This window comes from Enterobacter sp. RHBSTW-00901 (assembly GCF_014103115.1).
Taxonomy (GTDB): Bacteria; Pseudomonadota; Gammaproteobacteria; order Enterobacterales; family Enterobacteriaceae; genus Enterobacter; species Enterobacter cloacae_P.
Map to the genome: position 1 here is coordinate 1,918,556 of NZ_JABXPB010000001.1, position 23,217 is coordinate 1,941,772.

Genomic DNA, 23,217 nt, shown 5'->3' on the forward strand with positions numbered 1-23,217 from the left:
CAGTCCGTGATAAGAAGTGCATAATAAATGAACACCCCATACTGTGCAATTTTTATACAGCACTCAGGACTGATTAAATTTAAACAACGGTAACAGGTAACGTTGTGCCTCTTCTGTGATGGCTCTGAAGGATCCCGGCTCAAGCGTTCGCCATAAACGTTGATACCAGACATCTTCCCCCTCACCACGTACCATCATGTTGCCTTCATAGGCCTGCACAAATTTACTCCGTGCTTTTTGCAGCGAAGCGTCATCCGTTAACATGGCATCATTCTGCACGTCATAACAGTTTTTTATCCACGCGCCACCACTTTCCGGCAGCAACAGCAGAGGTTTGTTCATCCCCTGACGGTAACCTTCTATATACAGTGACAAATAGCGTAACGCCTGCTCAGGCTCCATCGGCGGGAAACGCCATTCGCCCTCTTTACGCACAAAAATCCGGCTTTCACCTTTATGGCCGCCAGCGCTGTAGACAAGATGTTCGAGCCAGAGTTGCAAACCTTGTGAAACGCTGAGCATAGAGGGCCGCCAGCGCAAAAGCCCATCCGGCTGAACCTGACTCAGCCAGCCCGTTAGCTGCACACCGTTACAGTCGAGATCGATTTCAATGCTTTTTCCAGGCTGTCGGCATTCAATCACGCGGTCAGCAAGCGCCTTCATCTCCTGCCACTGTACATCCCAGGCAATTTCCCCGAACGCGCCGTAAGGCAACTGCCCCGCTGCCCGATAGCGACGAAACAGCCTGTCGGCATCTTCCTGTTCAACCAGTGCATTCAGCAGCTGGAGGTTTAACTGATAACGCTCCAGCCCTTCAAGGGTGAAGGGTTCTGCATCAGGAATTTCGCTCTCTTCAGAACGGAAGCTGACCTGTAATCGTTGCTGGAAGAAGGCACGTACCGGGTGTGCCCAAAAACGCTGCAGTTGCTCAAAGGTCAGCGTTTCAATGACGAGAGGTTCAAGCTCCTGAATAAAATCGCTATGCGCCCTCCCCTCATTCTTCGCCGCCGGGAGCCACTCGCTGGCATAGCTCTGATATTCACTGGCTACATAGTTCGTCGGATCAAACGGCATACGAGTATGACAACAGGTGATGTGCGCTTTCACCCGCTGCTCACTTTCATCACAGTTACGCTGTTCATCGCCCGGTAAATAGTGGCTCTGCCCAATATAGTCCACCAGCTCCTGTACCAGAACAGACGGAAAACGTTCGCTGTTGTCCTGAATCGAATGGCCAATATAGCTGATATACAGCTTGTTCTGAGCGGAAATGAGCGCCTCAAGGAAGAGATAGCGGTCATCATCACGACGGCTACGGTCACCTCGTTTTGGTGTTGGACTCATCAGGTCAAAGCCCAGCGGAGGTAATGCTCGCGGATAAACACCGTCATTCATACCGAGCAAACACACCACTTTGAACGGAATAGAACGCATGGGCATCAGGGTGCAAATATTGACAGGCCCGGCAAGGAAACTCTGGCTGATACGCTCCTGGTCGAGACGTTGGGTCAGCTCGTCGCGCAGCAGTGACAAAGGCACGGTCCCGGTATAGTACGAACTGACACCTTCATCAACAATCGCCTGCCACTGCTTTTCAATAAGCGCCATCGCCGCTTCAGTTTCACTGTCCGGCAGGAAGAAATCATTGAGCAAATCCCTGCAAACCGGGAGCCACTCCTCAAGCTGACGAGGCTGCATCAACTCACGCCGCCAACGGTTTAGCTGCATCAGCAACGACGCCAGATGGCCGACCAGATCAGCGATTAACCCGCTGGACTCATCGTATGGCAGTACTTCATTCCACTCTCCCTGGCTGCTTTCCATCGCATAGCCCAGCAGCATTCGCGTCAAACCAAAGTGCCAGGTGTGCTGACCCGTTGGTGGAAGCTCAAACTCCTGCACGTTATCGTCATCTATCCCCCAGCGTACACCAGACTCATTCACCCACTGGCGAAGGTAGCGTAACCCCTCTTCGTTGATGTTGAAGCGTGCGGCCAGCACAGGCACATCCAGCAGAGCCAGCACATCTTCAGAGATAAACCGGCTGTCCGGCAGTGACAGCAGGCTGACAAATGCCTGCAGTACCGGGTGAGACTGACGCGCACGACGGTCAGAAATGGCGTAAGGCAGATATCGCTCGCCTGTCGCACTGCCAAAAACAGCCTGAATAAAGGGGCTGTAGCTATCGATGTCTGCCACCATGACCACAATGTCACGCGGCGTCAGCTCAGGATCGTCCTGCAGCATGGCCAGCAACTGGTCGTGCAGGATCTCAACCTCACGCTGCGGGCTATGGCAAACATGCACAGTGATACTGCGATCGTCAGGATCCAGCTTCCGCTTACCGTCACTGTGTTCAAATTCTTTGACCGTCACGCCCATGACCGCACGGTTTTCCAGATCCAGAATGTCCAACTGAATATTGTGCAGCAGGCTGTCCGGGGGGATCTCAACAAACGCGTCCACATCACCTTCGCCTGACGAGGTAATGTCAGAGAGCATATGAATATAGTCGCGCCCCAGTTTGCCCCACGAGGCAAGCAGCGGGTTCGGCAGGTTCTGAATGCCGTTTTCATCGAAAAGCTGCGCGGCGGTCGCACTGTCTTTAAACAGCGGGACGGAACGTTCTTCAAAGAGCCGTCGACGCTGCCGGGTCACCAGCCGCGAAAACCAGCGCTGATCCTGAATATCACCCCAGTAGTGGCGGCAGGGATTGGTAAAGAGAATATGGATATCAATATGTTTACCCAGCGCTTTTAGCGCGTCCAGATAGACCGGAGGTAAAGCCGAAATACCACAGATAAACACGCGTGACGGGAGATTGTCAGGCCGCTCAGATGCGTTTTCCAGTATTGAGATAAACCGTTGATACAGGTTGGCACGGTGCCACTTTGGCTGGCCGAGCGTCTCCGTATATTCCACCAGCGCTTTCCACAACGGTGCCTGCCAGATTTGCGCGTCTGGTAATCCTTCCACCAGCGCCCCCGTTTCCCAGCTTGTCAGCCATTCCGGGCGGTACACTAAATACTGGTCATAGAGATCAGCGGTACGCGATGCCAGCTGGAACAGCTTGCGCTTATCGGTATCGTCATTGAGATAGTGGCGCAACATGGTGAATTCATCGCGTGTCAGCATACCTGGCAGCAGAGCCATCAGCTTCCAGCTCATACTTTGCTTGTTGAACGCACTCTGCTCAGGAATGTCCGGCAGTACACGGACGAACATCTCCCAGATAAAGCTTGCTGGCAGCGGAAAATCAATGTTCGCCGCAATGCCAAATTTCCGGGAAAGCGACATCTGCAGCCACTGCGCCATACCGGTGCTCTGCACCAGCACCATTTCTGGCTCAAAAGGATCGTCAAGCCGCTCGCGCTCAACGATAAATTCCATCAGCGCTTCCAGCACATCCAGACGATTTGAGTGGTAGACCCTTAACATAGACGCTCCCGACTACTGGCTGACCGGGCAATGCAGACGCGTCATCTCACCGCGTCGTCCCAGAGGAGAAATAAGTGTAACTGTGATGCTGACACATCCGGACTGTATTGTCTGCACCCGGTTTATCTGCCAGCCGCCTGGCAGAACAGTGGTACCCAACTGTGTCTGGTTCCAGGCGTGGTGCCAGAGCTGGCGATATTGATTAAACATGGTGAACCGGGCTGCCAGCGCCCGGTGATAACCAGACAGTGCCGTCACAATCGTCACCAGCAGCATCATCGCCAGCAATACTTCTACCATGCTAAATCCCTTTTCTTTGTTCAGGGTAACTGACATAGCGCCTTTTCCTTGAGCGGGCAAAAATCACTCCAGCCGTGAACTGCAAAACGTATACGTCCTTCAGCAACCTCCCCTCCACGCCACAACAGCAGGCCATTGCTTCCGGCAATAAGCAAAACTCGCGCCTCGCTCAGCAAACGCAGGCAGACACGCCACGTCTGTACCTGCTTGCACTGGACCTCTGGCTGTAACGCCCAGCGTTGAACGCGCCCCCACTCCAGCGCTGACTGCACAGAAGCCTGCTGTTGAATCGAGCGGCTTTCGCCGCCAACCAGCGCGCTAAAGGATGTCAGTTGCTGATTAAAGCCGGAGAGGATCAACGTGCCAGGCACCAGCAAAAGCAGAACCAGCGCCAGTGACGACATCCCACGCTGACGGTTCATAAGTTAAACCCCGTAACGCTATAGTTAACCTGGTAAGGTACACCCTGCTTACCTGTGCGGATGGCGGCCAGTTCAATATTCAGCTGCGGCGCAAAACCGGAGTGTTCAACGCGACTCACCGCAAACTGCTGGATCACAACGCTGCCAGGATCCGTCAATTTTTCCCATCCTTTCCCCTCGCAAGAGGTTGCCCCACGCAAAGTTTCCAGCGCTCCGGATCCCAGACGAAACCCCGTACTCTCGGGTTCCGACGAAGAGGTATCCCAGTGACCGTTGCTGTTTGCATCCCACTGCACAATCACGCAACTTCCCTGCTCTCCAATCACCAGAGCTTGCCCCTCACAGCTTCCCGCACAATATCCCGCACGCTGGAGCTGTTTGCCGATGGAAAAAAGGCGTTGCCAGACCTCCTCTTCAAGATCCCGCTGGCCTGATTGCAGTAATGTAGCCCGCTGTAATCCGGGTAAAAAGCGCGATGCACTTAACAACAAAAGGCTACTGATTGCAGTGGCAATCAGGACTTCTGTAAGCGAGAAACCGTGTTGGCTCATCGACATAAACGTTCTCCTGCACTACTGCACATCCTGATACGCCCCCCATTTGAGACGGTAATCAACCATTCCCCCGCCCGGCTTTGTACCCGTACTCGTCCCGCCCAGGCCGTATCCCTTAACCCATAAAATCCTAATGAGGGTGTTATCTCGCTTACCGTGATATCAGGCCAGAGCATTCTGAACACAAAAGGGTTACCTTTCTCGCAACCCTGCACGACAGAACTCATTAAACAGATACGTTCCCCATCCTGTTGAAGTGTGATCAGGTGATCGCGGTTATGCCGGTTTGCATCGTTGCGCAGGAATACCAGGTAATCACGTACCTGTCCGGCTGTTTGCCACAGCCGCTGCTGCCGTTGCCAGCGGTCCCAGCCATACAGCCCTGAGGCACTAAGAATAACGACCAGCGAGATGGCGACCAGGGTTTCGATAAGCGTAAAGCCGTTCTCTTTTTTCATGCCGGAAGTGTGGCGAAGGACGGGAAACGTGACGAGTTGTAAATCAGGGCTTTACGAGCCGTTATCCAGAGAATGTTATCGGTTGCAGGACGTTGCATTATTTCTGGATGCAGCCCCGAAAAACAAAGCAGAGGCGAAAAAAAACCGGCGCTAAAAAGCACCGGTTGTGTGAGTATTTGCCGTATCAGATAGCAACGGGCGCTTTGATGCCAGGATGCGGGTCGTATCCTTCAATTTCAAAATCATCAAAGCGGTAATCGAAGATCGATTCCGGCTTACGTTTGATAACCAGCTTCGGCAGTGCGCGCGGTTCGCGGGTCAGCTGAAGATGCGTCTGTTCCATGTGGTTGCTGTACAGGTGGGTATCGCCACCCGTCCAGACAAAATCACCCACTTCCAGGTCACACTGCTGTGCCATCATATGAACCAGCAACGCATAGCTGGCAATGTTAAACGGCAGGCCGAGGAACACGTCGCAGGAGCGCTGATAGAGCTGGCAAGAGAGTTTGCCGTCAGCCACATAAAACTGGAAGAACGCATGGCACGGTGCCAGCGCCATTTTATCCAGTTCACCCACGTTCCAGGCAGAAACGATAATACGGCGCGAGTCCGGGTCGTTTTTCAGCTGGTTCATCACGGTGGTGATCTGGTCAATATGGCGGCCATCAGGCGTTGGCCATGCACGCCATTGCTTACCGTAAACCGGGCCCAGGTTGCCGTTTTCATCTGCCCATTCGTCCCAGATAGAGACATTGTTTTCATGCAGATAAGCAACGTTGGTATCGCCTTGCAGGAACCAGAGCAGTTCATGAATGATCGAGCGCAGGTGGCAGCGCTTTGTCGTCACCAGTGGGAAGCCTTCTTGCAGATTGAAGCGCATCTGGTGGCCAAAAATGGAGAGCGTGCCGGTGCCGGTACGGTCATTTTTCGGCGTGCCCTCATCGAGCACTTTTTTCATCAATTCAAGATACTGTTTCATGGTTCCTCAGGAAAGTTGTTGCTGTGAGCGACGACGATACGCCCAAATCATCATAATGACACCCGCTACGATCATCGGAATGGAGAGGATCTGCCCCATACTGATGTACTGAACCCACTCGCCAGTAAACTGCGCATCCGGCTGGCGGAAGAACTCGACGATGATACGGAACGCACCGTAGCCAATCAGGAACAGGCCGGAGACAGCCCCCATTGGACGCGGTTTGCGGATAAACAGATTCAGGATGATAAACAGCACCACGCCTTCCAATACCAGCTCATAAAGCTGGGACATATGGCGCGGCAGAACGCCGTAGGTATCGAAGATGGATTGCCACTCAGGGTGAGACGGTAACAGTGCCATGTCCTCTGCGCGGGAGCCAGGGAACAGCATAGTGAAGGAAACGCTCGGATCGACACGCCCCCACAGTTCGCCATTAATGAAGTTGCCCAGACGACCCGCACCAAGACCAAATGGGATCAGCGGAGCAATAAAATCAGAGACCTGGAAGAAGTTGCGTTTGGTACGTTTGGCAAAAATCACCATGACCAGGATCACGCCAATCAGGCCGCCGTGGAAGGACATACCGCCATCCCAGACGCGGAACAGATAGAGCGGATCGCTCAGGAACACCGGGAAGTTATAGAACAAAACGTACCCAATACGGCCACCGAGGAATACGCCGAGGAAGCCCGCATACAGCAGGTTTTCTACTTCGTTTTTCGTCCAGCCGCTACCCGGACGACCAGCGCGACGGCCAGCCAGCCACATAGCAAAAATGAAACCCACCAGGTACATCAGGCCGTACCAGTGAAGCGCTACAGGTCCAACAGAAAAAATGACCGGATCGAATTCCGGAAAATGCAGATAACCACTGTTCATCTGTCACCACAAGATGTTGTTATTCCGCTGAAAGTGGACAGCGGTAGACATGCGCTTCTGTTGTTAGCAGAAGCTCCAAAGTTGCGAATCATAGCATAAGGCAGGCGCTGAGGATGCGCCTGAGATGTAAAAGATGTGTATAGAGGATGGTGCTGCGTGTTGCCTCTCCCACAGCGAGAGGGAGACGGACAGACTAACGACCGCCACGGATCAAACCACCCATGCCGCGTCGCTCCATAAAAGCAGCGACCTGGTGGCGAACCTCAGTAGCCAGCTGGGCTTCAAGACTGCGCTCCGCCAGCTCGCGGGCATCGTCAAATTCGATATGACGTAACAGGTATTTCACTCGCGCAACAGAACGGCCGTTCATGGATAAATGGCGGAACCCCAGACCAATCAGGATCGCAACGCACATTGAATCTCCGGCCATTTCACCGCACAGGCGCAGGTCGAGACCGCACTGTTCCGCTTCACGAGCGATCATCGCTAATGCCCGAAGCATCGCCGGGTGCAGGCTGTCATAGATACTGGCAACGCGTGTGTTGTTACGATCAACAGCCAGCATATACTGCGTCAGGTCGTTAGTCCCGACAGAGATAAAATCGACCCGGCTCGCCAGCTGCGGCAACATAAAGACCATTGAAGGCACTTCGAGCATGACGCCGATCCGTGGTTTAGGGATCGCATAGCCAATCATCTCTTCAACTTCGCGCCCTGCACGTTCGATCAACCGCCGAGCCTCATCGATCTCATCAATACTGGTGACCATCGGCAGCAGGATGCTCAGATTGCCCGTCGCCGCATTCGCGCGCATCATGGCACGCACCTGAACCAGGAAGATCTCCGGTTGATCGAGCGTAATGCGGATCCCACGCCAGCCCAGGCACGGGTTTTCTTCGCTGATAGGCATGTACGGCAGCTGTTTATCGGCTCCGACATCCAGAGTACGCAGCGTGACAGGTTTGTCGTTAAACATCTGCAGCATCCCCTGATACTGCGCAACCTGCTCTTCTTCTGACGGGAAGCCGCTTTGCAGCATGAACGGGATTTCTGTGCGATATAAACCGATACCGTCGATGCGGCTACCGAGTTTTTCTTCGTGCTCGGGGCTTAAACCGGCGTTAAGCATAACTTTGATCCGCTCGCCGCTTTTGAGCTGCGCGGGCAGGTTGACGTCATCTTCCGCCAGCTTACTTAATTCATTTTCTTCACTGATCAGGCGCTGGTATTCCTGGAGCAGAGCCGGCTCAGGATCGACCAACAGCTCACCGCGATACCCGTCCACCACCAGGGTGCGTCGGTGCAGCACCGACGGCTGGATATCAGCGCCCATCACGGTAGGAATACCGAGAGCACGTACCATAATGGCCGCATGGGAGTTGGCTGCGCCATCACGCACCACTACGCCCGCCAGCCGATCCTGCGGTAGCTCAGCCAGCGTTGTCGCCGAGAGTTCATCGGCAACCAGGATAAACCGTTTTGGCCAGGCATTCGCCCCCTGAATGGTATCATCGAGGTGGAACAGCAGACGCTGCCCCAGGGTGCGTAAATCCCCGGCACGCTCTTTCAGGTAACCATCGGTCAGTGCGGCAAATTGCTCAGCAAACTTTTCGATGACCTTTTTAACGGCCCATTCCGCTACGAAGCCTTTATCAACTTCAGCAAAAAGCTCACGGCGCAGACGCGCGTCGGAAAGCAGGTGCGAGTAGAGGTCAAAAATGGCCGCCGTCTCTTTTTGCGCTCCCGCCGCAAAACGCTTGCTGTAACGACGAAACTCGTTCGCCGCCTCTTCCAGCGCGGTGGTAAGGCGCTCGCGCTCAAGCGCTTCATCAAGCGTGGAGGCTTCGTAAACCTGCTCCATCAATGGCAGCGTGGCATCCATCCAGCCTTCGGCAATCGCCACGCCCGGAGACGCCGGAAGTGCGCGAATGCGCGTATGACGATACTGACCAAAGAGTGCAGCCAACTGAGACTGGGAGAGGATCGCGGCCATCTGCGTGGCCAGCGTTACGAGGAAAGACTCTTCACTTTCGTCGTACTGACGCAGTTCTCGCTGCTGAACAACGAGAACACCCAGCAACTGACGACGCTGAATGATCGGCACGCCCAGGAATGCGCGGAAACGCTCTTCTTTTACGGAAGGGATGTATTTAAAGCTGGGGTGTTTTTGCGCGTCCGCAAGGTTGATGGGCTCTGCAAGCCGCCCCACCAGACCCACGATACCTTCATCAAACGCGAGCGTAACGGTACGGCCCCGAGGTTTTTTCAAACCACGGGTCGCCATCAGGTAATAACAGCGCCGGTCATGGTCGGCCAGATACACCGAACAGACTTCGGTCTCCATCGCAAGACAGATGTCAGTGACCAGAATATTCAACGCCTCGTTCAAACGAGGCGCACTGGCCACCTTCTCGACTATTTCTCGCAAGCGGGTGAGCATGATTTGCGTAGCTTAACCTCTTTTACGTCGCCAGGCAGGTGCGCTTTGCGGCTTAGGTGGGATCTCCTGAAGCTGCATAACAACACTTGCGAACTCTTTCATCACCCTACGGTAAACATCGCGCTTAAATGACACGACCTGACGAACAGGATACCAATAGCTCACCCAACGCCAGCCATCAAACTCCGGCGTACTGCTGGTTTGCATATTGATATCTGAATCGTTGCCCACCAACTGCAATAGAAACCACTTTTGTTTCTGGCCGATACAAACCGGCTTTGTGTCCCAACGCACCAAACGTTTCGGTAACTTGTAACGCAACCAGTTGCGGGTCGAAGCCAGAATGCGAACATCTTTTCGGCTTAAACCGACCTCTTCAAACAGCTCCCGGTACATCGCTTGTTCTGGGGACTCTCCCGGGTTGATCCCGCCTTGCGGGAACTGCCAGGAGTGCTGACCATATCGTCGGGCCCACATGACCTGGCCCTGACGATTACAAATTACTATTCCTACGTTCGGGCGGTAGCCATCGTCATCAATCACCGGACTACCCCAAACTAAACCTTATATATGAACGATTGTTTCACACTACAGAGAGGCGGTAAACCACTCTCTTACAGGCCTGCAACCTAATAACATTTGAATAACTCACAAATATACGCTGAGTTATAAACAGATGAGTTGCCGTAAGGGCAATTTTATTCACCTTTTCTGTGGATATAGTTGTGAAGAAGTATGGAATTACCGATGAACAACCTGAATCCCCGTTCAGAACGCCACGTATCCCCATAAAAATAATATTATTATTTTCATCACGTTAACCTTAATCCCATCGCCATAAAACGTAATAACGTGATGATCATCACATCAGCGATCGTCATACTGATGAAAGATCGAACAGCGTCGGTTTTATCCACAGATTGTGCCAATAAGTTAGGCACAAATTGTCTGAAAATTCGATTTTCATCGCACGTCAAGGCTGTAAATTGAAACAGTAGTACGGGTTATTCCCAGTTATCCCACTTTTCTGTGGATAACATGGTGTAAGATCCTGTTTATTGTCAGTGACCAGATTTGGACAACCTGTTTTATGGCTGTACAGGAAGAATTTTCGCCATCCAAAACAACCTATAAATCATGCACATGGCATATTCGTACAGAAAAAGTTAAACTCTATCCACAGGGGATAATTTCTTAGTTCATTTTTTAATCAAAAGGTTACCTTCATGCACCCGCTTGCACCCTTACTTTCTCCCCCTTCCAGCGAAACCCAACTGCTGGACCAGGCACAGCGTCTCGCTGGCTTTTCGCTCGGCGACCTGGCGGCACTGGCAGGTTTGCCGATCCCTAACGATCTGAAGCGGGATAAAGGCTGGATCGGCATGTTGCTGGAGCTGTGGCTGGGTGCAAGTGCGGGGAGTAAGCCAGAGCAAGATTTTGCCGCTCTGGGTGTCGAGCTGAAAACCATTCCTGTCGACAGCCAGGGGAAACCGCTGGAAACCACCTTTGTTTGTGTCGCACCGTTAACCGGCAATACCGGCGTAACGTGGGAAACCAGCCACGTTCGCCATAAGCTGAAGCGAGTGCTATGGGTACCGGTAGAAGGTGAACGCCAGATCCCACTGGCTGAACGTCGCGTGGGCACACCGCTGCTCTGGAGCCCGGATGAGAGCGAAGAGAGACAGCTATGCCAGGACTGGGAAGAGCTGATGGATATGATCGTGCTGGGTCATGTAGAGCGCATCACCGCCCGACACGGTGAAGTGTTACAGCTGCGTCCGAAAGCGGCCAACAGTAAAGCGCTCACCGAGGCGATAGGCGCACAGGGCGAACCGATACTGACCTTGCCACGCGGCTTTTATCTTAAAAAGAATTTCACCGGTGCGCTGCTCGCACGCCATTTTTTACTAAAAACATAGTTTTTAACGAAGTTTGAGAGCTATTAAACACAATTAGCTGGTTTTTAAGATTTTACTGCTTCCTCCTGTCGGAATATCGGGTTATTACTACACTATGATGTGATACAAGCCAGGTGAGGACGATAACGATGAAAAAATGGGCAGTGTTAATTTCAGCAGTCGGTTTAGCGTTTGCAGTATCGGGCTGTAGCAGCGATTACGTTATGGCGACGAAGGATGGCAGGATGATCCTGACCGACGGCAAACCCGAAGTCGACGATGATACCGGACTGGTGAGCTACCGCGACCAGGAAGGAAATAAAATGCAAATCAACCGTGACGAAGTTTCGCAAATTATCGAGCGATAAACAGATAAAGGTCAGTGGCTTGCTGGCCTTTTTGATTTTTTCCTTCCCCTTTTGCTTCCCCTCTGCCATGTTTATATTCCTTTGTCGGGAGGTTCCTGACGCGGTCTGTACACAAAATCATTCAAGTTGCATCAGGACAGCAAGTCAGCTTGATGGATGACGTATCTACATGTCTATTGAAGGAAGTCGACTATGCTTTATCACCGTATCCCCCACAGCGCTCTGGAGATAAGTCAACTGGGGTTGGGCACGATGACATTTGGTGAACAAAACAGCGAAGCCGATGCCCATGCACAACTCGATTATGCCGTCAGCCAGGGGATTAACCTGATTGATGTTGCAGAGATGTATCCCGTACCTCCACGCCCGGAGACGCAGGGGTTAACCGAAACCTACGTGGGTAACTGGCTGGCAAAACGCGGTAACCGCGAAAAGCTGATTGTGGCCTCGAAAGTCAGCGGCCCCGCGCGCAACAACGATGCCGGGATCCGTCCAAATCAGATCCTCGATCGCAAGAATATCCGCGCCGCGCTGGATGCCAGCCTGAAGCGCCTGCAAACCGATTATCTCGATCTCTACCAGGTTCACTGGCCGCAGCGTCCAACCAACTGCTTCGGTAAGCTCGGCTACAGCTGGAATGAGAGCGCACCGGTCGTGACCCTGCTGGAAACACTGGAAGCGCTGACGGAGTGCCAGCGTGCGGGTAAGATCCGCTACATTGGTGTCTCTAACGAAACGGCCTTTGGCGTGATGCGTTATCTGCACCTGGCAGATAAGCACGATCTGCCGCGCATCGCCACTATCCAGAACCCCTATAGTCTGCTGAACCGCAGCTACGAAGTGGGTCTGGCCGAAGTGACACAGTATGAAGAAGTGCCGTTGCTCGCTTACTCATGCCTGGGCTTTGGTACGCTCACGGGGAAATACCTGAACGGCGCGAAACCTGCCGGTGCGCGTAACACCCTCTTCAGCCGCTTCACCCGATACAGCAGTGAGCTGACCCAGAAAGCCGTTGCAGCCTACGTTGATATCGCGAAGCGTCACGGTCTTGATCCCGCACAGATGGCACTGGCCTTCGTGCGCCGTCAGCCGTTTGTTGCCAGCACCCTGCTGGGTGCGACAACAATGGAACAGTTGAAAACCAACATCGAGAGTTTCCATCTGAACCTGAGCGAAGAGGTGTTAGCGGAGATTGAAGCGGTGCATCAGGTTTATACCTATCCGGCCCCGTAATAAACGCAAAAACGGCAACTCTGTTGCCGTTTTTGCTGAGGGTTCCCCACAAATTAATGTGGCAGCACATCATTCCCTCGCCCCTTTGGGGTGTACGGTCCGGGGACATGGTAGACAGGTGTTCGGGGACATGGTGAACACTTTTTAACATCCTTTACCTATGGTGATCGACTTTTTCTTCAGGTCGATCACCCCCACTTTCGTGCTGTACCACCACACGTCATAACAGCCGTCTTCCTGTGTTTCCCTCAGCCCTACCCGTTCCCCCCTGAACGCCTTGCCTGCGCTCAGACTGACTCCTTTCACGCTCAGCTTCCCGCTGATATCGACTTTCCTGACCATCACCCCCTCATCGTATTCCGGTGGGATTGTGTTGCCGTTGTACTGTCGTGCGGACGGCTGATACCGGGAGGCCGGAACGTTCATACCCAGCGCCTCGTGCGGTCGTTCAAGGTTATAGACGGTGCGCCAGTGTTCAAATGCACGCTGCAGTTCACCGCTGTCCGCGAACCACTTCCCCTGCAACACTTCCGCCTTCAGGCTGCGGTGAAAACGCTCCAGCTTGCCCTGTGTCTGCGGATGATATGGCCGGGAGTGCCCCACCCGGATACCCAGGCGCATCAGCCACAGCTCCAGTGCCGTCCAGATGCCGGTGGTGTCGCCCCACGGCGCTCCGTTATCCATCGTCATCCTGTCCGGCAGACCGTAGCGTTCAAACACGCTGACCAGCTGCTGCTGTACGGTCTCACGCCGTTCATCGGTGCAGTGTGCCAGGCACAGGGAAAAGCGGGAGTGGTCATCCAGCAGGGTGAGCGGATGACAGCGGCCACCACCAAAGGGAAAGTGTCCCTTAAAATCCATCTGCCAGAGGCGATTGGGCGCATCATGTTCGAACCGCCCTGAGGCCGGAATGCCCGGTGAAACGCCCGGCAGCAGACCGTGGCGGGCCATCAGGTTATGGACGGTGCTGAAAGCGGGCATGCAGTGCCCCAGGTCTTCCAGCCAGCGCTTAATCTTGCGTGCGCCCCAGCGTTCATGACGGTCATGTGCCATGCGCAGCAGAGCTGTGATGTCATCAGATGAGCGGTTCGGGGAATGATGAGGTATACGGGGCCGGTCCAGAAGGCCGGATGCGCCTTCCTGAGCCCAGCGCTGAAGCCACTTATAGCCAGTGGCAGGCGAAATGCCGTAGTGACGGCACAGGGAACGGATGTTCGCCCCGTCCTGCGAGGCAAACAAAACAAACCCGGTACGTAATGACATGGTATCTCTCGCATCCCAGGGCATAAGTGACTCCATAAACGGGTTCTTATGCCTTAGTTGTAAGTGTCTACCATGTCCCCGAACAAGTGTTCACTATGTCCCCGGACTGTACAGGGGAGAGGGTTAGGGTGAGGGCATCAGGCCGCACATATCAACGGCGACGCTGCCAGACCCACAATCCGGCAATCGCCAGCGCAAACAGCGCCCCGAACCCGACGCCAATGCCTACCACTGGTACACCCACTTTCACTGCCAGAGAATAAAGCCCCAGCATCAACAGCATGGCCATGTTTTCGCCGAGGTTCTGCACAGCAATGGCATTACCCGCCCCGACGGTCTGCTTTCCACGCTCCTGTAACAGCGCATTCAGCGGCACCACGAAGAAACCGCCCAGGATACCAATCAGGATCAACAGTGCGTACGTGGGCAGTAGTGCGTGTTGCAGCGAGAAAAGAAGTACCACCACTCCAATAAGGATCCCCGCCGGCATGCAGCGGGCAACGGTATCCAGCGTCACCAGCCTTGCCGCCGCTACCGCACCAACGACGATCCCAATAGCCACCATCGCATTAAGATAGGTCGGTGTGGCATTGTCGGTGATGCCCAGCGCCACCGGCACCCACAGTACCAGCAGGAAGCGCAGCGTGACACCCGCCCCCCAGAACATACTGGTGCCCATCAGCGAGAAACGCGTTTCACCGTTACGCCACAATACACGGCAGGCGTTGAAAAAGCTGCCGGTCATCGGCGTAAAACGCCAGGACTGACCAGGACGTGCTACCGGTAGTTTCGGGATAAACAGGTTGGCAATGACCGCCCCGCCATACACCACCGCACAAACGCCCAGCGCCACCAGCACGTGCCAGTCAGCCAGCACGCCCCCCGCGACAGAGCCGAGCAGGATCGCCGCGATAGTGGAAGACTCCATCAGACCGTTAGCTTTCACCAGCTTATCACCGGTCGTCAGCTCCCCCAGGATGCCATACTTCGCCGGGGAGTAAGCCGCAGCGCCAACGCCCACCAGCGTGTAGCCGATAAACGGGTTGAAGCCAAAACAGATACTGGCCGCGCCCAGCAGCTTCAGGCCGTTAGCAAACATCATCCCCCGGCCTTTCGGGAAGCTGTCCGCCACCTGCCCCACAAACGGCGCAAAAATAATGTAAGCACCCACAAACACCATCTGGAGGATCGGCTGGCTCCAGTCGGGGTAAAACTCGGCTTTCAACAGCGCCAGGGTAGCAAACAGCAGGGCGTTGTCACCAAAAGCAGAGAGAAACTGGGCGGCAATCACCGCCATCATGCCCTTTGACCAGAGTGAAGTGTTAGTGTGTACTGACTCACGCATTTTGCTGTTCCGCCTGTTCAACCATGCCTTTCAGGGTCACAAAGTCGGGCTTACCGCTACCCAACACCGGAAGCTGTTTGAGGTAGCGAATATCACGCGGCACCGCCAGCTCAGGGATGCCGTGCTCGCGCGCATATTGCAGCAACTTGTCACGTTTAAGCTCGCTGTCGGTGGTGAAAAGCACCAGTGCCTCACCTTTGCTGGCATCGCTCTTCACAACCGTCGCATGCAGTTTGTCGGCGGATACCGCCGTCGCCAGCAGTTCAACCATCTCCAGAGAAACCATTTCACCGGCAATTTTGGCGAAGCGTTTTGCCCGCCCCTGGATTTGCACGAAGCCCTGCTCGTCGAAGCGAACAATATCGCCCGTGTCATACCAGCCTGTCTCAATTTCCCCGTTAACGTTTTCTGCCGTCGGCGCTTCCAGCACGCCCGGGTTTTCCACCCGCAGATAACCGTTCATCACGTTTGGCCCTTTCAACTGCAGACGCCCGCCATCCTCAATGCCCGGTACCGCCAGCAGGCGCGCGTCCATCCCCGGCAGAATGCGGCCAACCGTGCCCGGTTTCGCCGCCATCGGCACGTTAATGGATACCACGGGTGCGCACTCTGTGACGCCATAACCTTCCAGAATACGCAGGCCAAACTTGTCCTGCCAAATCTGACGCGTGCTGTCCTGCAGTTTTTCCGCTCCGGCCACCACATACCGCACGCGGTAGAAGTCATACGGATTAGCAAAACGAGCATAGTTACCGAGGAAGGTTGACGTCCCGAACAACACGGTGCAGTTACGGTCATACACCAGCTCCGGCACAATGCGGTAATGCAGCGGGCTTGGATACAGGAACACTTCTGCGCCAGTCAGGAGCGGAGTAAAGAGACCGACCGTCAGGCCAAAGGAGTGGAACAACGGCAGCGCCGACATAAAACGGTCATTCGCCGTAAAGTCAGCAATGGTTTTGATCTGCTCTACGTTTGCCAGAATGCTCTTGTGGCTGTGAACAACCCCTTTTGGGTTGCCTTCAGAGCCGGAGGTAAAGAGGATAATCGCGTCATCTTCCGGCTGCTGTTTAACCTGTGCCAGACGAGGCATCATCAGATGAGCAAAAATCCACAGCTTGTCACCCGTCGTAACGTCCGCTTTCAGATCTTCAAGGAAGACCCAGCGAACCTGGGTCAGTTGCTCCGACAAGTGCCACAGCTTGCCTTTGTCCAGGAACTGGCGGGAGGTGAAGACAGTGTTGATTTGTGCCGCAGTGATGGCGCTGGTCAGCCCTTTAACACCTGCCGTGTAGTTCATCATCGCCGGAATACGGCCACGAGAAACCGCGCCGAAAATCACTGCCGCGCTGATCCCCGCATTAGGCAGCATCAGGCCAATCTTTTCGCCCTTCTTGCTGTATTTCTCAAGAATACGGCCCACAAACAGTGTTTTGGCCAGCAGCTTGCGATAGGTATCTGGCGTAAAGTTGATGTCTTCAATACAGTTTTTCTTCGCGCCATAGCGATATTGTGCCGACAGCAGAGATTCATACAGCGTTTCACGCGGGCGAACGGCCATACGCGCTTCCATCATAATCTGATGCAGCATTTCACCGGCGATTTTACGGCGATCGCGCGCACGCGGCGCTTCAGGCATCGGCAGTGACGTTGGCGGCAGAATATGCAGGGTAATTTTCGGGAACAGGCGCTGTTTCACCAGCCCTTTCAGGCGACCGAAATGGCTAAGCTCCGCACCTTCAATACGCAGTGGCACGACGGTTGCCTTTGACTTCGCCGCGACAAACCCCGCGCCGTCGTAGATTTTCATCAGCGAACCGCTTACCGAAATACGCCCTTCCGGGAAAATCACCACCGGACGCCCCTGCTCAACCAGGCGCACAAGATGTTTGATCATCATCGGTTTTGTCGGGTCGAGCGGCACAAAATCAACCAACGGTGCCAGCCAGCGCATAAACCACCGCTGGCTGATTGAGGTATAGACCGCAAACACCGGGCGCACGGGCAGAAACAGCGCCAGTAAAATGCCGTCGATAAAAGAAACATGGTTAGGTGTGATGAGTATGCGTTCGCCGCGAAGCGTCTGAGCATCGCCAGTGACACGGATACGAAAGAGAATACGGAAAAGTATACGGAAGAACCCAAAAAGCATCTCAACTCCCTTTGCCAACCAGTGTGAAGGGCTACGTTAAATGGTGGCAGATTACACGAGAAGTGCAGCAGGAGCGATAGCTAAAACAGGACGAAAAAAAACCTGCGCATCCGCGCAGGTTGGTGCAAGAGATGAGTACGAGATGCGTACTAAGAATTCTCACCAATCAATACCTCTGGGATCTCGACTCTATCAATCCCGTCGTCATTCTCGCTATCAGACAATCGCAACAGCCTGAGGCAAAGTGTAACTAAAGGTTCGGATTGACATTATTTTGACATGGTTACCCGTGTAACGCTTACACTGCCGGGGGTGTTCTGCGTCACGTTTGTCGATTGTGAAAACCCACTCCCCTTGAATGCACATTACTTTTCCGCAACACTAGCGAGTGTGTAAACGCTTACCCCTACTAAGAAGGTATTAAATGGCGACAATTAAGGATGTAGCTCGTCTGGCTGGTGTTTCCGTTGCGACTGTTTCACGCGTGATAAACGACTCCCCAAAAGCCAGTGACGCATCACGCCAGGCAGTACAGAACGCGATGGAAACCCTGAACTACCACCCCAATGCTAACGCCCGTGCGCTTGCTCAGCAGTCGACAGACACCATCGGGCTGGTAGTGGGCGATGTCTCTGACCCTTTTTTCGGCGCAATGGTTAAGGCCGTTGAACAGGTTTCTTATCAGACAGGCAATTTTTTGCTGATCGGCAATGGCTACCATAATGAACAAAAAGAACGTCAGGCCATTGAGCAGTTGATCCGCCACCGCTGCGCTGCGCTGGTTGTCCACGCCAAAATGCTCCCCGATGACGAACTGATTCATCTGATGAAACAAATCCCCGGTATGGTATTAATCAACCGTATTATTCCCGGGTTTGAGAAACGCTGCGTGGCACTCGACGACCACTACGGTGCCTGGCTTGCCACCCGCCATCTGATTCAACAAGGCCATACCCGTATCGGCTATCTCTGCTCTAACCATTCTATTTCCGACGCGGAAGACCGTCTGCGGGGCTACTACGATGCCCTGCGTGAAAACGGTCTGCCATGCAATGACCGCCTGGTCGCGTATGGTGAACCAGATGAAAGCGGTGGCGAACAGGCAATGACGGAGCTGCTGGGGCGCGGGCGGAATTTTACCGCAGTTGCCAGCTATAACGACTCGATGGCCGCTGGCGCAATGGGGGTGTTAAATGACAACGGGATTGAGGTTCCGGCGGAAATTTCCCTTATTGGCTTCGATGATGTGCTGGTTTCACGCTACGTACGCCCTCGCCTGACCACCGTCCGCTACCCGATTGTCACGATGGCAACGCAGGCTGCGGAGCTGGCGCTGGCACTGGCGGAAAAACGCCAGCCGCCGGATATTACGCATCTGTTCAGTCCAACCTTAGTACGCCGTCACTCCGTGGTACAACCCGCTGAGACATCTAACGAATAGCGATAAAGGTGTACCATTTTATCCGGGTATTCCAGCCCATCGCCGATGTACTGCCAGCCGTAACGTTCGTAGAAGTCACGGCAGGCAGACCAAAGGTGTAGCTCGGTATACCAGATACGCGCGGCACAGGCGATGACATGCTGCTGAAGTTGCCCCGCCAGCCCTTTTCCTCGCGCCGTTTCATCCACATACAGTGCCGCCAGCCAGGGATAAAGATCCTGACGGGTAATGAGATCGCAGCGCCAGAGCCCCACGGTACCGAGAAGCTGTTCGCCCTCAACGGCAATAAAGGTCAGTGGTAATGCGCCCGGCGTCTGACTGTGCTCAACAATACTCTGGAAAAATTCCCGGGGCAGCCCGTCACCAAAGGCGTGCCAGATCCAGTCGATAACCTGTTCCGCATACTGTGGTGCGGCGTACAACGGCAGAATATTCACTTCATTTTTCCCCGAAAACCAGGTGCTGGTTTGAAAAGGTGGCCTCAGAGAGGCGCGATTCTGTGACGACGAACCCAACGCCGCCAGAGAGATTACAGGCGATGAGTTATAGCATTTTGGCATGCCACATTCCGTCATTTATTCCCGGCTGACGGATCGTTACCGAAAAGCGTGATCGTGATGGGGATTTTGCCCTTCCCGCATCGCTTATGCGCCGGATGGTCTGTGTTAAACTGCAGACCATTACGTGGAAGCAGGAATTTCTAATGGCAACAATGCTGGATGTCTCACTACGGGCGGGCGTGTCTAAAGCCACGGTATCGCGCGTACTGAACGGCACAGGTCAGGTTAAAGAGAGTACGCGTCAGCAGGTGTTCGCGGCGATGGAAGAGCTGGGCTACCGCCCGAATTTTCTCGCGCAGTCGCTTGCCAACCAGACCAGCAACAGCATTGGTCTGGTGGTCTCCACCTTCGACGGTTTTTACTTTGGTCGCCTGCTGCAGCAGGCTTCGCGGCAGACCGAGACGCACGGAAAGCAGTTGATCGTCACCGACGGTCACGACGCCCCCGAGCAGGAAGAACAGGCGGTGCAGATGCTGGCCGATCGCAAGTGCGATGCCATCGTGCTCTACACGCGGTACATGAGCGAAAAGACGATCATGAAGCTGATGAATTCCGTGCAGACGCCGCTGGTGGTCATTAACCGCGAAGTCAGCCAGGCAGCCGATCGCTGCGTCTTCTTCGAACAGCAGGATGCGGCCTTTAAAGCCGTGGATTATCTGATAAACCAGGGCCACCGTGAGATCGCCTGTATCACCGTTCCTATTCACACGCCAACCGGGAAAGCGCGTCTGATGGGCTACCGTAAAGCGCTGGAGAAGCACGGCATTCGTCTGGACGAGCGGCTGATCAAATACGGCGATGCGGGTATGACCCAGGGGTATGAGCTGTGCAAGGAGCTTATTGCCGAAAATGTTCCGTTTAGCGCCCTGTTTGCCTGTAACGATGATATGGCGCTGGGTGCGTCCAAAGCCTTACACCAGGCCGGGCGGCGGATCCCACAGGATATTTCGCTGTTTGGTTTCGATGATGCGCCTTGCGCCAAATGGCTGGAGCCTGCGCTCTCGTCGGTTTATCTGCCCATCGACAATATGATTGTCACGGCCATCGATCAGGCTATCCGGCTGGCAAAAAACCAGCCGGTTGAAGCGATCCCACCGTTTACCGGCACGCTGGTATTACGCGACTCGGTCACAACGGGGCCGTATTTTGATCAGACGAGTTCCAGCGCCAGCAACTCCTGAATGGTCTGGCGACGACGGATCAGTCGCGCCACACCGTTATCAAACAGCACTTCCGGCAGCAGCGGGCGGCTATTGTAGTTAGACGACATAGACGCCCCGTAAGCTCCAGTATCGTGCAGCACCAGGTAATCACCCGTCTTCACTTCTGGCAGCGCGCGGGTTTCCACTTTGCCCCCTTCCTGCTGGGTAAACACGTCACCAGATTCACACAGCGGGCCAGCGACGACCGTCTCAACGCGCGGCGCGTGGGTTAAATCACGGCCATCGGCAGCCAGCGCTGTAATGTGGTGATAGCTGCCGTACATGGACGGACGCATCAGATCATTGAAGCCTGCGTCAATCAGAACGAAATGGCGCGATCCCATCTCTTTCACGCTGCGTACCTGCGCCACCAGCACACCGGCCTCTGCCACCAGGAAACGGCCCGGTTCAATCTCCAGCTTCACTGCATGACCCAGATGGGCGGCAATTTTATCGCGCGCGGTGCTCCACAATCCGTAGTAGTGATCGGTATCGATCGCCTCTTCACCTTCGCGGTAAGGAATAGAAAGACCACCACCGGCAGAGATCGCCTCCAGATCCTGACCAAAGTCGACAACCTGGCGTACCATCGCGCCACATACCTGCTCAAGGTGACCGTAATCCACACCGGAGCCAATGTGCATATGAATACCCACCAGCGTCAGGTTGTAACGCTGCAACACCTCAAGGGCGGCTGGCAGATCGCTGTACCAGATCCCGTGCTTGCTGTTTTCGCCACCGGTATTGGTTTTTTGACTATGGCCGTGACCAAAACCCGGGTTGACACGCAGCCAGACGCGATGGCCAGGCGAAACCTGTCCGAGCTGTTCCAGCATATCCACAGAACCCGCGTTAACCGGGATCTGCAGCTCATGTACGCGCGCAAGCGTTGCATCGTCGATCAGGTCGGCGGTAAAGACAATCGCATCGCTGTCGGTCTTCGGATCAAACCCGGCCGCCAGCGCACGCTCGATTTCTCCCAGCGAAACGGAGTCAACCTTCACACCCTGCTCGCGCATCAGGCGCAGAATATGAATATTGGAACATGCCTTCTGAGCAAAACGCACCACGTCAAACTGATGTAGCGCGGCAATCTTCTCGCGCACGATCTGCGCGTCATAGACCCACACCGGGCAGCCAAATTCGGCAGGCAGACGCAGCAGGTTGTCGGCGTTCAAATCGGTATCGGTCTGGTTAAGCGGGCGTGGCATGGTCTTCTCCGGGTCGTCACAATTTTTACTGATTACGCCACAGCACAAAGAGAATAAAAAATATCGTTTTATCGTGAGTCTATGCAAAAATGATATGGATAGCCCTCAACCCTCAGGTGCGCCATGCCAGCCGTCAACTTACGCCATATCGAGATTTTTCACGCCGTGATGACTACCGGCAATCTCACCGAGGCCGCACAGATGCTGCACACTTCGCAGCCGACAGTCAGCCGCGAGCTGGCGCGTTTCGAAAAGGTGCTGGGGCTGAAGCTGTTTGAACGCACGCGCGGCAGGCTGCACCCGACGGTACAAGGGTTGCGTTTGTTCGAGGAAGTTCAGCGATCCTGGTACGGGCTGGATCGGATCGTCAGCGCGGCAGAAAGCCTGCGCGAGTTTCGCCAGGGCGAGCTGTCCATTGTCTGCCTGCCCGTCTTTTCGCAGTCGTTTTTGCCGATGCTGATACAGCCTTTTCTGACCCGTTATCCTGAGGTAAACCTCACCATCGTGCCGCAGGAGTCACCGCTGCTTGAAGAGTGGCTCTCCGCTCAGCGCCACGATCTGGGTCTGACCGAGACCCTCGCCACACCAGCGGGAACACAGCGTGCAGAACTGCTCGCGTTAGATGAGGTCTGCGTACTGCCTGCCGGGCATCCACTTGCCCGCAAACGCGTTTTGACGCCGGCTGATTTCCACGGTGAAAACTACATTAGCCTCTCCCAGACCGACAGCTACCGACAGCTGCTGGACACGCTCTTTGCCGAGCATCAGGTGAAACGGCGGATGGTGGTGGAAACGCACAGTGCCGCCTCAATTTGCGCAATGGTGCGCGCCGGGGTTGGGGTCGCGGTGGTCAATCCGCTCACGGCGCTGGATTACGCGGGTAGCGGAATTGTGGTTCGCCGTTTTAGCGTTTCAGTACCTTTTACCGTGAGCCTGATCCGCCCGCTGCATCGCCCGGCTTCCGCGCTGGTGGACGCGTTCAGTGAGCATCTGCAAGGGGGAGTATCTGCGCTGACCGGACAGCTGGAGAAGGTGCTTGAAAAGACGCCCGACTAAACGGCGGGCATCATA

Annotated in this window: 20 protein-coding genes; 6 read left to right on the plus strand and 14 right to left on the minus strand. The window is 54.6% G+C overall.

Annotation, left to right across the window (positions count from 1 at the left end; genetic code table 11):
- Positions 1-63: 63 nt before the first annotated feature.
- From recC to rppH, 9 genes are all read right to left on the minus strand, one after another.
- Positions 64-3,438 (minus strand): exodeoxyribonuclease V subunit gamma, encoded by a 3,375-nt coding sequence (gene recC, locus HV318_RS09165; protein WP_182272504.1) that lies wholly within the window; start codon positions 3,436-3,438, stop codon positions 64-66.
- A 12-nt stretch (positions 3,439-3,450) separates the two neighbouring features.
- Positions 3,451-3,774, minus strand: a complete 324-nt coding sequence (locus HV318_RS09170) for a prepilin-type N-terminal cleavage/methylation domain-containing protein (protein WP_182272505.1) — start codon at positions 3,772-3,774, stop codon at positions 3,451-3,453.
- Positions 3,759-4,160: a DUF2509 family protein gene (locus tag HV318_RS09175; RefSeq protein ID WP_182272506.1), complete on the minus strand. Its 402-nt coding sequence runs from the start codon at positions 4,158-4,160 to the stop codon at positions 3,759-3,761. The genes HV318_RS09170 and HV318_RS09175 overlap by 16 nt, the downstream gene beginning before the upstream one ends.
- Entirely contained in the window at positions 4,157-4,717 is a 561-nt protein-coding gene (locus HV318_RS09180) for a prepilin peptidase-dependent protein (RefSeq protein WP_182272507.1), read from the minus strand. Before HV318_RS09180 ends, HV318_RS09175 begins: the two co-directional genes overlap by 4 nt.
- Positions 4,708-5,172, minus strand: a complete 465-nt coding sequence (locus HV318_RS09185) for a prepilin peptidase-dependent protein (RefSeq protein WP_182272508.1) — start codon at positions 5,170-5,172, stop codon at positions 4,708-4,710. Before HV318_RS09185 ends, HV318_RS09180 begins: the two co-directional genes overlap by 10 nt.
- 184 nt (positions 5,173-5,356) lie before the next feature.
- Positions 5,357-6,151: a thymidylate synthase gene (thyA, locus tag HV318_RS09190; protein WP_061097204.1), complete on the minus strand. Its 795-nt coding sequence runs from the start codon at positions 6,149-6,151 to the stop codon at positions 5,357-5,359.
- A 6-nt stretch (positions 6,152-6,157) separates the two neighbouring features.
- Positions 6,158-7,033: a prolipoprotein diacylglyceryl transferase gene (gene lgt, locus HV318_RS09195; RefSeq protein ID WP_182272509.1), complete on the minus strand. Its 876-nt coding sequence runs from the start codon at positions 7,031-7,033 to the stop codon at positions 6,158-6,160.
- 193 nt (positions 7,034-7,226) lie between these two features.
- On the minus strand, positions 7,227-9,473 hold the full coding sequence (gene ptsP / locus HV318_RS09200) for a phosphoenolpyruvate--protein phosphotransferase (RefSeq protein ID WP_182272510.1): 2,247 nt from the start codon (positions 9,471-9,473) through the stop codon (positions 7,227-7,229).
- 12 nt (positions 9,474-9,485) lie between these two features.
- Positions 9,486-10,016: an RNA pyrophosphohydrolase gene (gene rppH / locus HV318_RS09205; protein ID WP_013098553.1), complete on the minus strand. Its 531-nt coding sequence runs from the start codon at positions 10,014-10,016 to the stop codon at positions 9,486-9,488.
- Between the two features lie 683 nt (positions 10,017-10,699).
- Between rppH and mutH the strand changes: the two genes are divergently transcribed.
- The 3 genes from mutH (at position 10,700) to HV318_RS09220 (ending at position 12,972) form a co-directional block, all read left to right on the plus strand.
- Complete coding sequence (gene mutH / locus HV318_RS09210; protein WP_182272511.1) at positions 10,700-11,392, plus strand: DNA mismatch repair endonuclease MutH; 693 nt, start codon at positions 10,700-10,702, stop codon at positions 11,390-11,392.
- Between the two features lie 128 nt (positions 11,393-11,520).
- On the plus strand, positions 11,521-11,739 hold the full coding sequence (locus HV318_RS09215; RefSeq protein ID WP_114978579.1) for a YgdI/YgdR family lipoprotein: 219 nt from the start codon (positions 11,521-11,523) through the stop codon (positions 11,737-11,739).
- Positions 11,740-11,931: 192 nt separating this feature from the next.
- The gene (locus tag HV318_RS09220) at positions 11,932-12,972 is read left to right on the plus strand and encodes an NADP(H)-dependent aldo-keto reductase (protein ID WP_182272512.1); all 1,041 of its coding nucleotides are present in this window, start codon (positions 11,932-11,934) and stop codon (positions 12,970-12,972) included.
- A 144-nt stretch (positions 12,973-13,116) separates the two neighbouring features.
- On the opposite strand, the gene HV318_RS09225 is transcribed toward HV318_RS09220, so the two are convergent.
- The 3 genes from HV318_RS09225 to aas all read right to left on the minus strand — a co-directional run bounded on the left by HV318_RS09225 (position 13,117) and on the right by aas (position 17,732).
- A complete protein-coding gene (locus tag HV318_RS09225; RefSeq protein WP_524537210.1) occupies positions 13,117-14,259 on the minus strand; it encodes an IS481 family transposase in 1,143 nt (380 codons plus the stop codon).
- 127 nt (positions 14,260-14,386) lie between these two features.
- Positions 14,387-15,580: a lysophospholipid transporter LplT gene (lplT, locus tag HV318_RS09230; RefSeq protein WP_182272513.1), complete on the minus strand. Its 1,194-nt coding sequence runs from the start codon at positions 15,578-15,580 to the stop codon at positions 14,387-14,389.
- Positions 15,573-17,732 carry a bifunctional acyl-ACP--phospholipid O-acyltransferase/long-chain-fatty-acid--ACP ligase gene (aas, locus tag HV318_RS09235; protein WP_182272514.1) on the minus strand — a complete coding sequence of 720 codons (2,160 nt, stop codon included), beginning with the start codon at positions 17,730-17,732 and terminating at the stop codon, positions 15,573-15,575. The genes lplT and aas overlap by 8 nt, the downstream gene beginning before the upstream one ends.
- Before the next feature lie 424 nt (positions 17,733-18,156).
- On the opposite strand from aas, the gene galR reads away from it, so the two are divergent.
- Positions 18,157-19,173 carry an HTH-type transcriptional regulator GalR gene (galR, locus tag HV318_RS09240; RefSeq protein WP_182272515.1) on the plus strand — a complete coding sequence of 339 codons (1,017 nt, stop codon included), beginning with the start codon at positions 18,157-18,159 and terminating at the stop codon, positions 19,171-19,173.
- Here the strand turns inward: galR and HV318_RS09245 are convergent.
- Positions 19,134-19,610, minus strand: coding sequence for a GNAT family N-acetyltransferase (locus HV318_RS09245; protein WP_182274566.1), 477 nt, complete (start codon positions 19,608-19,610; stop codon positions 19,134-19,136). The genes galR and HV318_RS09245 overlap by 40 nt on opposite strands.
- Before the next feature lie 266 nt (positions 19,611-19,876).
- Between HV318_RS09245 and HV318_RS09250 the strand changes: the two genes are divergently transcribed.
- Complete coding sequence (locus tag HV318_RS09250) at positions 19,877-20,914, plus strand: LacI family DNA-binding transcriptional regulator (RefSeq protein ID WP_182272516.1); 1,038 nt, start codon at positions 19,877-19,879, stop codon at positions 20,912-20,914.
- Here the strand turns inward: HV318_RS09250 and lysA are convergent.
- The gene (gene lysA / locus HV318_RS09255; RefSeq protein WP_182272517.1) at positions 20,884-22,146 is read right to left on the minus strand and encodes a diaminopimelate decarboxylase; all 1,263 of its coding nucleotides are present in this window, start codon (positions 22,144-22,146) and stop codon (positions 20,884-20,886) included. The two genes, HV318_RS09250 and lysA, sit on opposite strands and share 31 nt — an antisense overlap.
- Positions 22,147-22,269: 123 nt before the next feature.
- Here lysA and HV318_RS09260 point away from each other — a divergent pair, with 123 nt between their 5' ends.
- On the plus strand, positions 22,270-23,202 hold the full coding sequence (locus HV318_RS09260) for a LysR family transcriptional regulator (protein WP_182272518.1): 933 nt from the start codon (positions 22,270-22,272) through the stop codon (positions 23,200-23,202).
- The last annotated feature ends 15 nt before the right edge of the window (positions 23,203-23,217 follow it).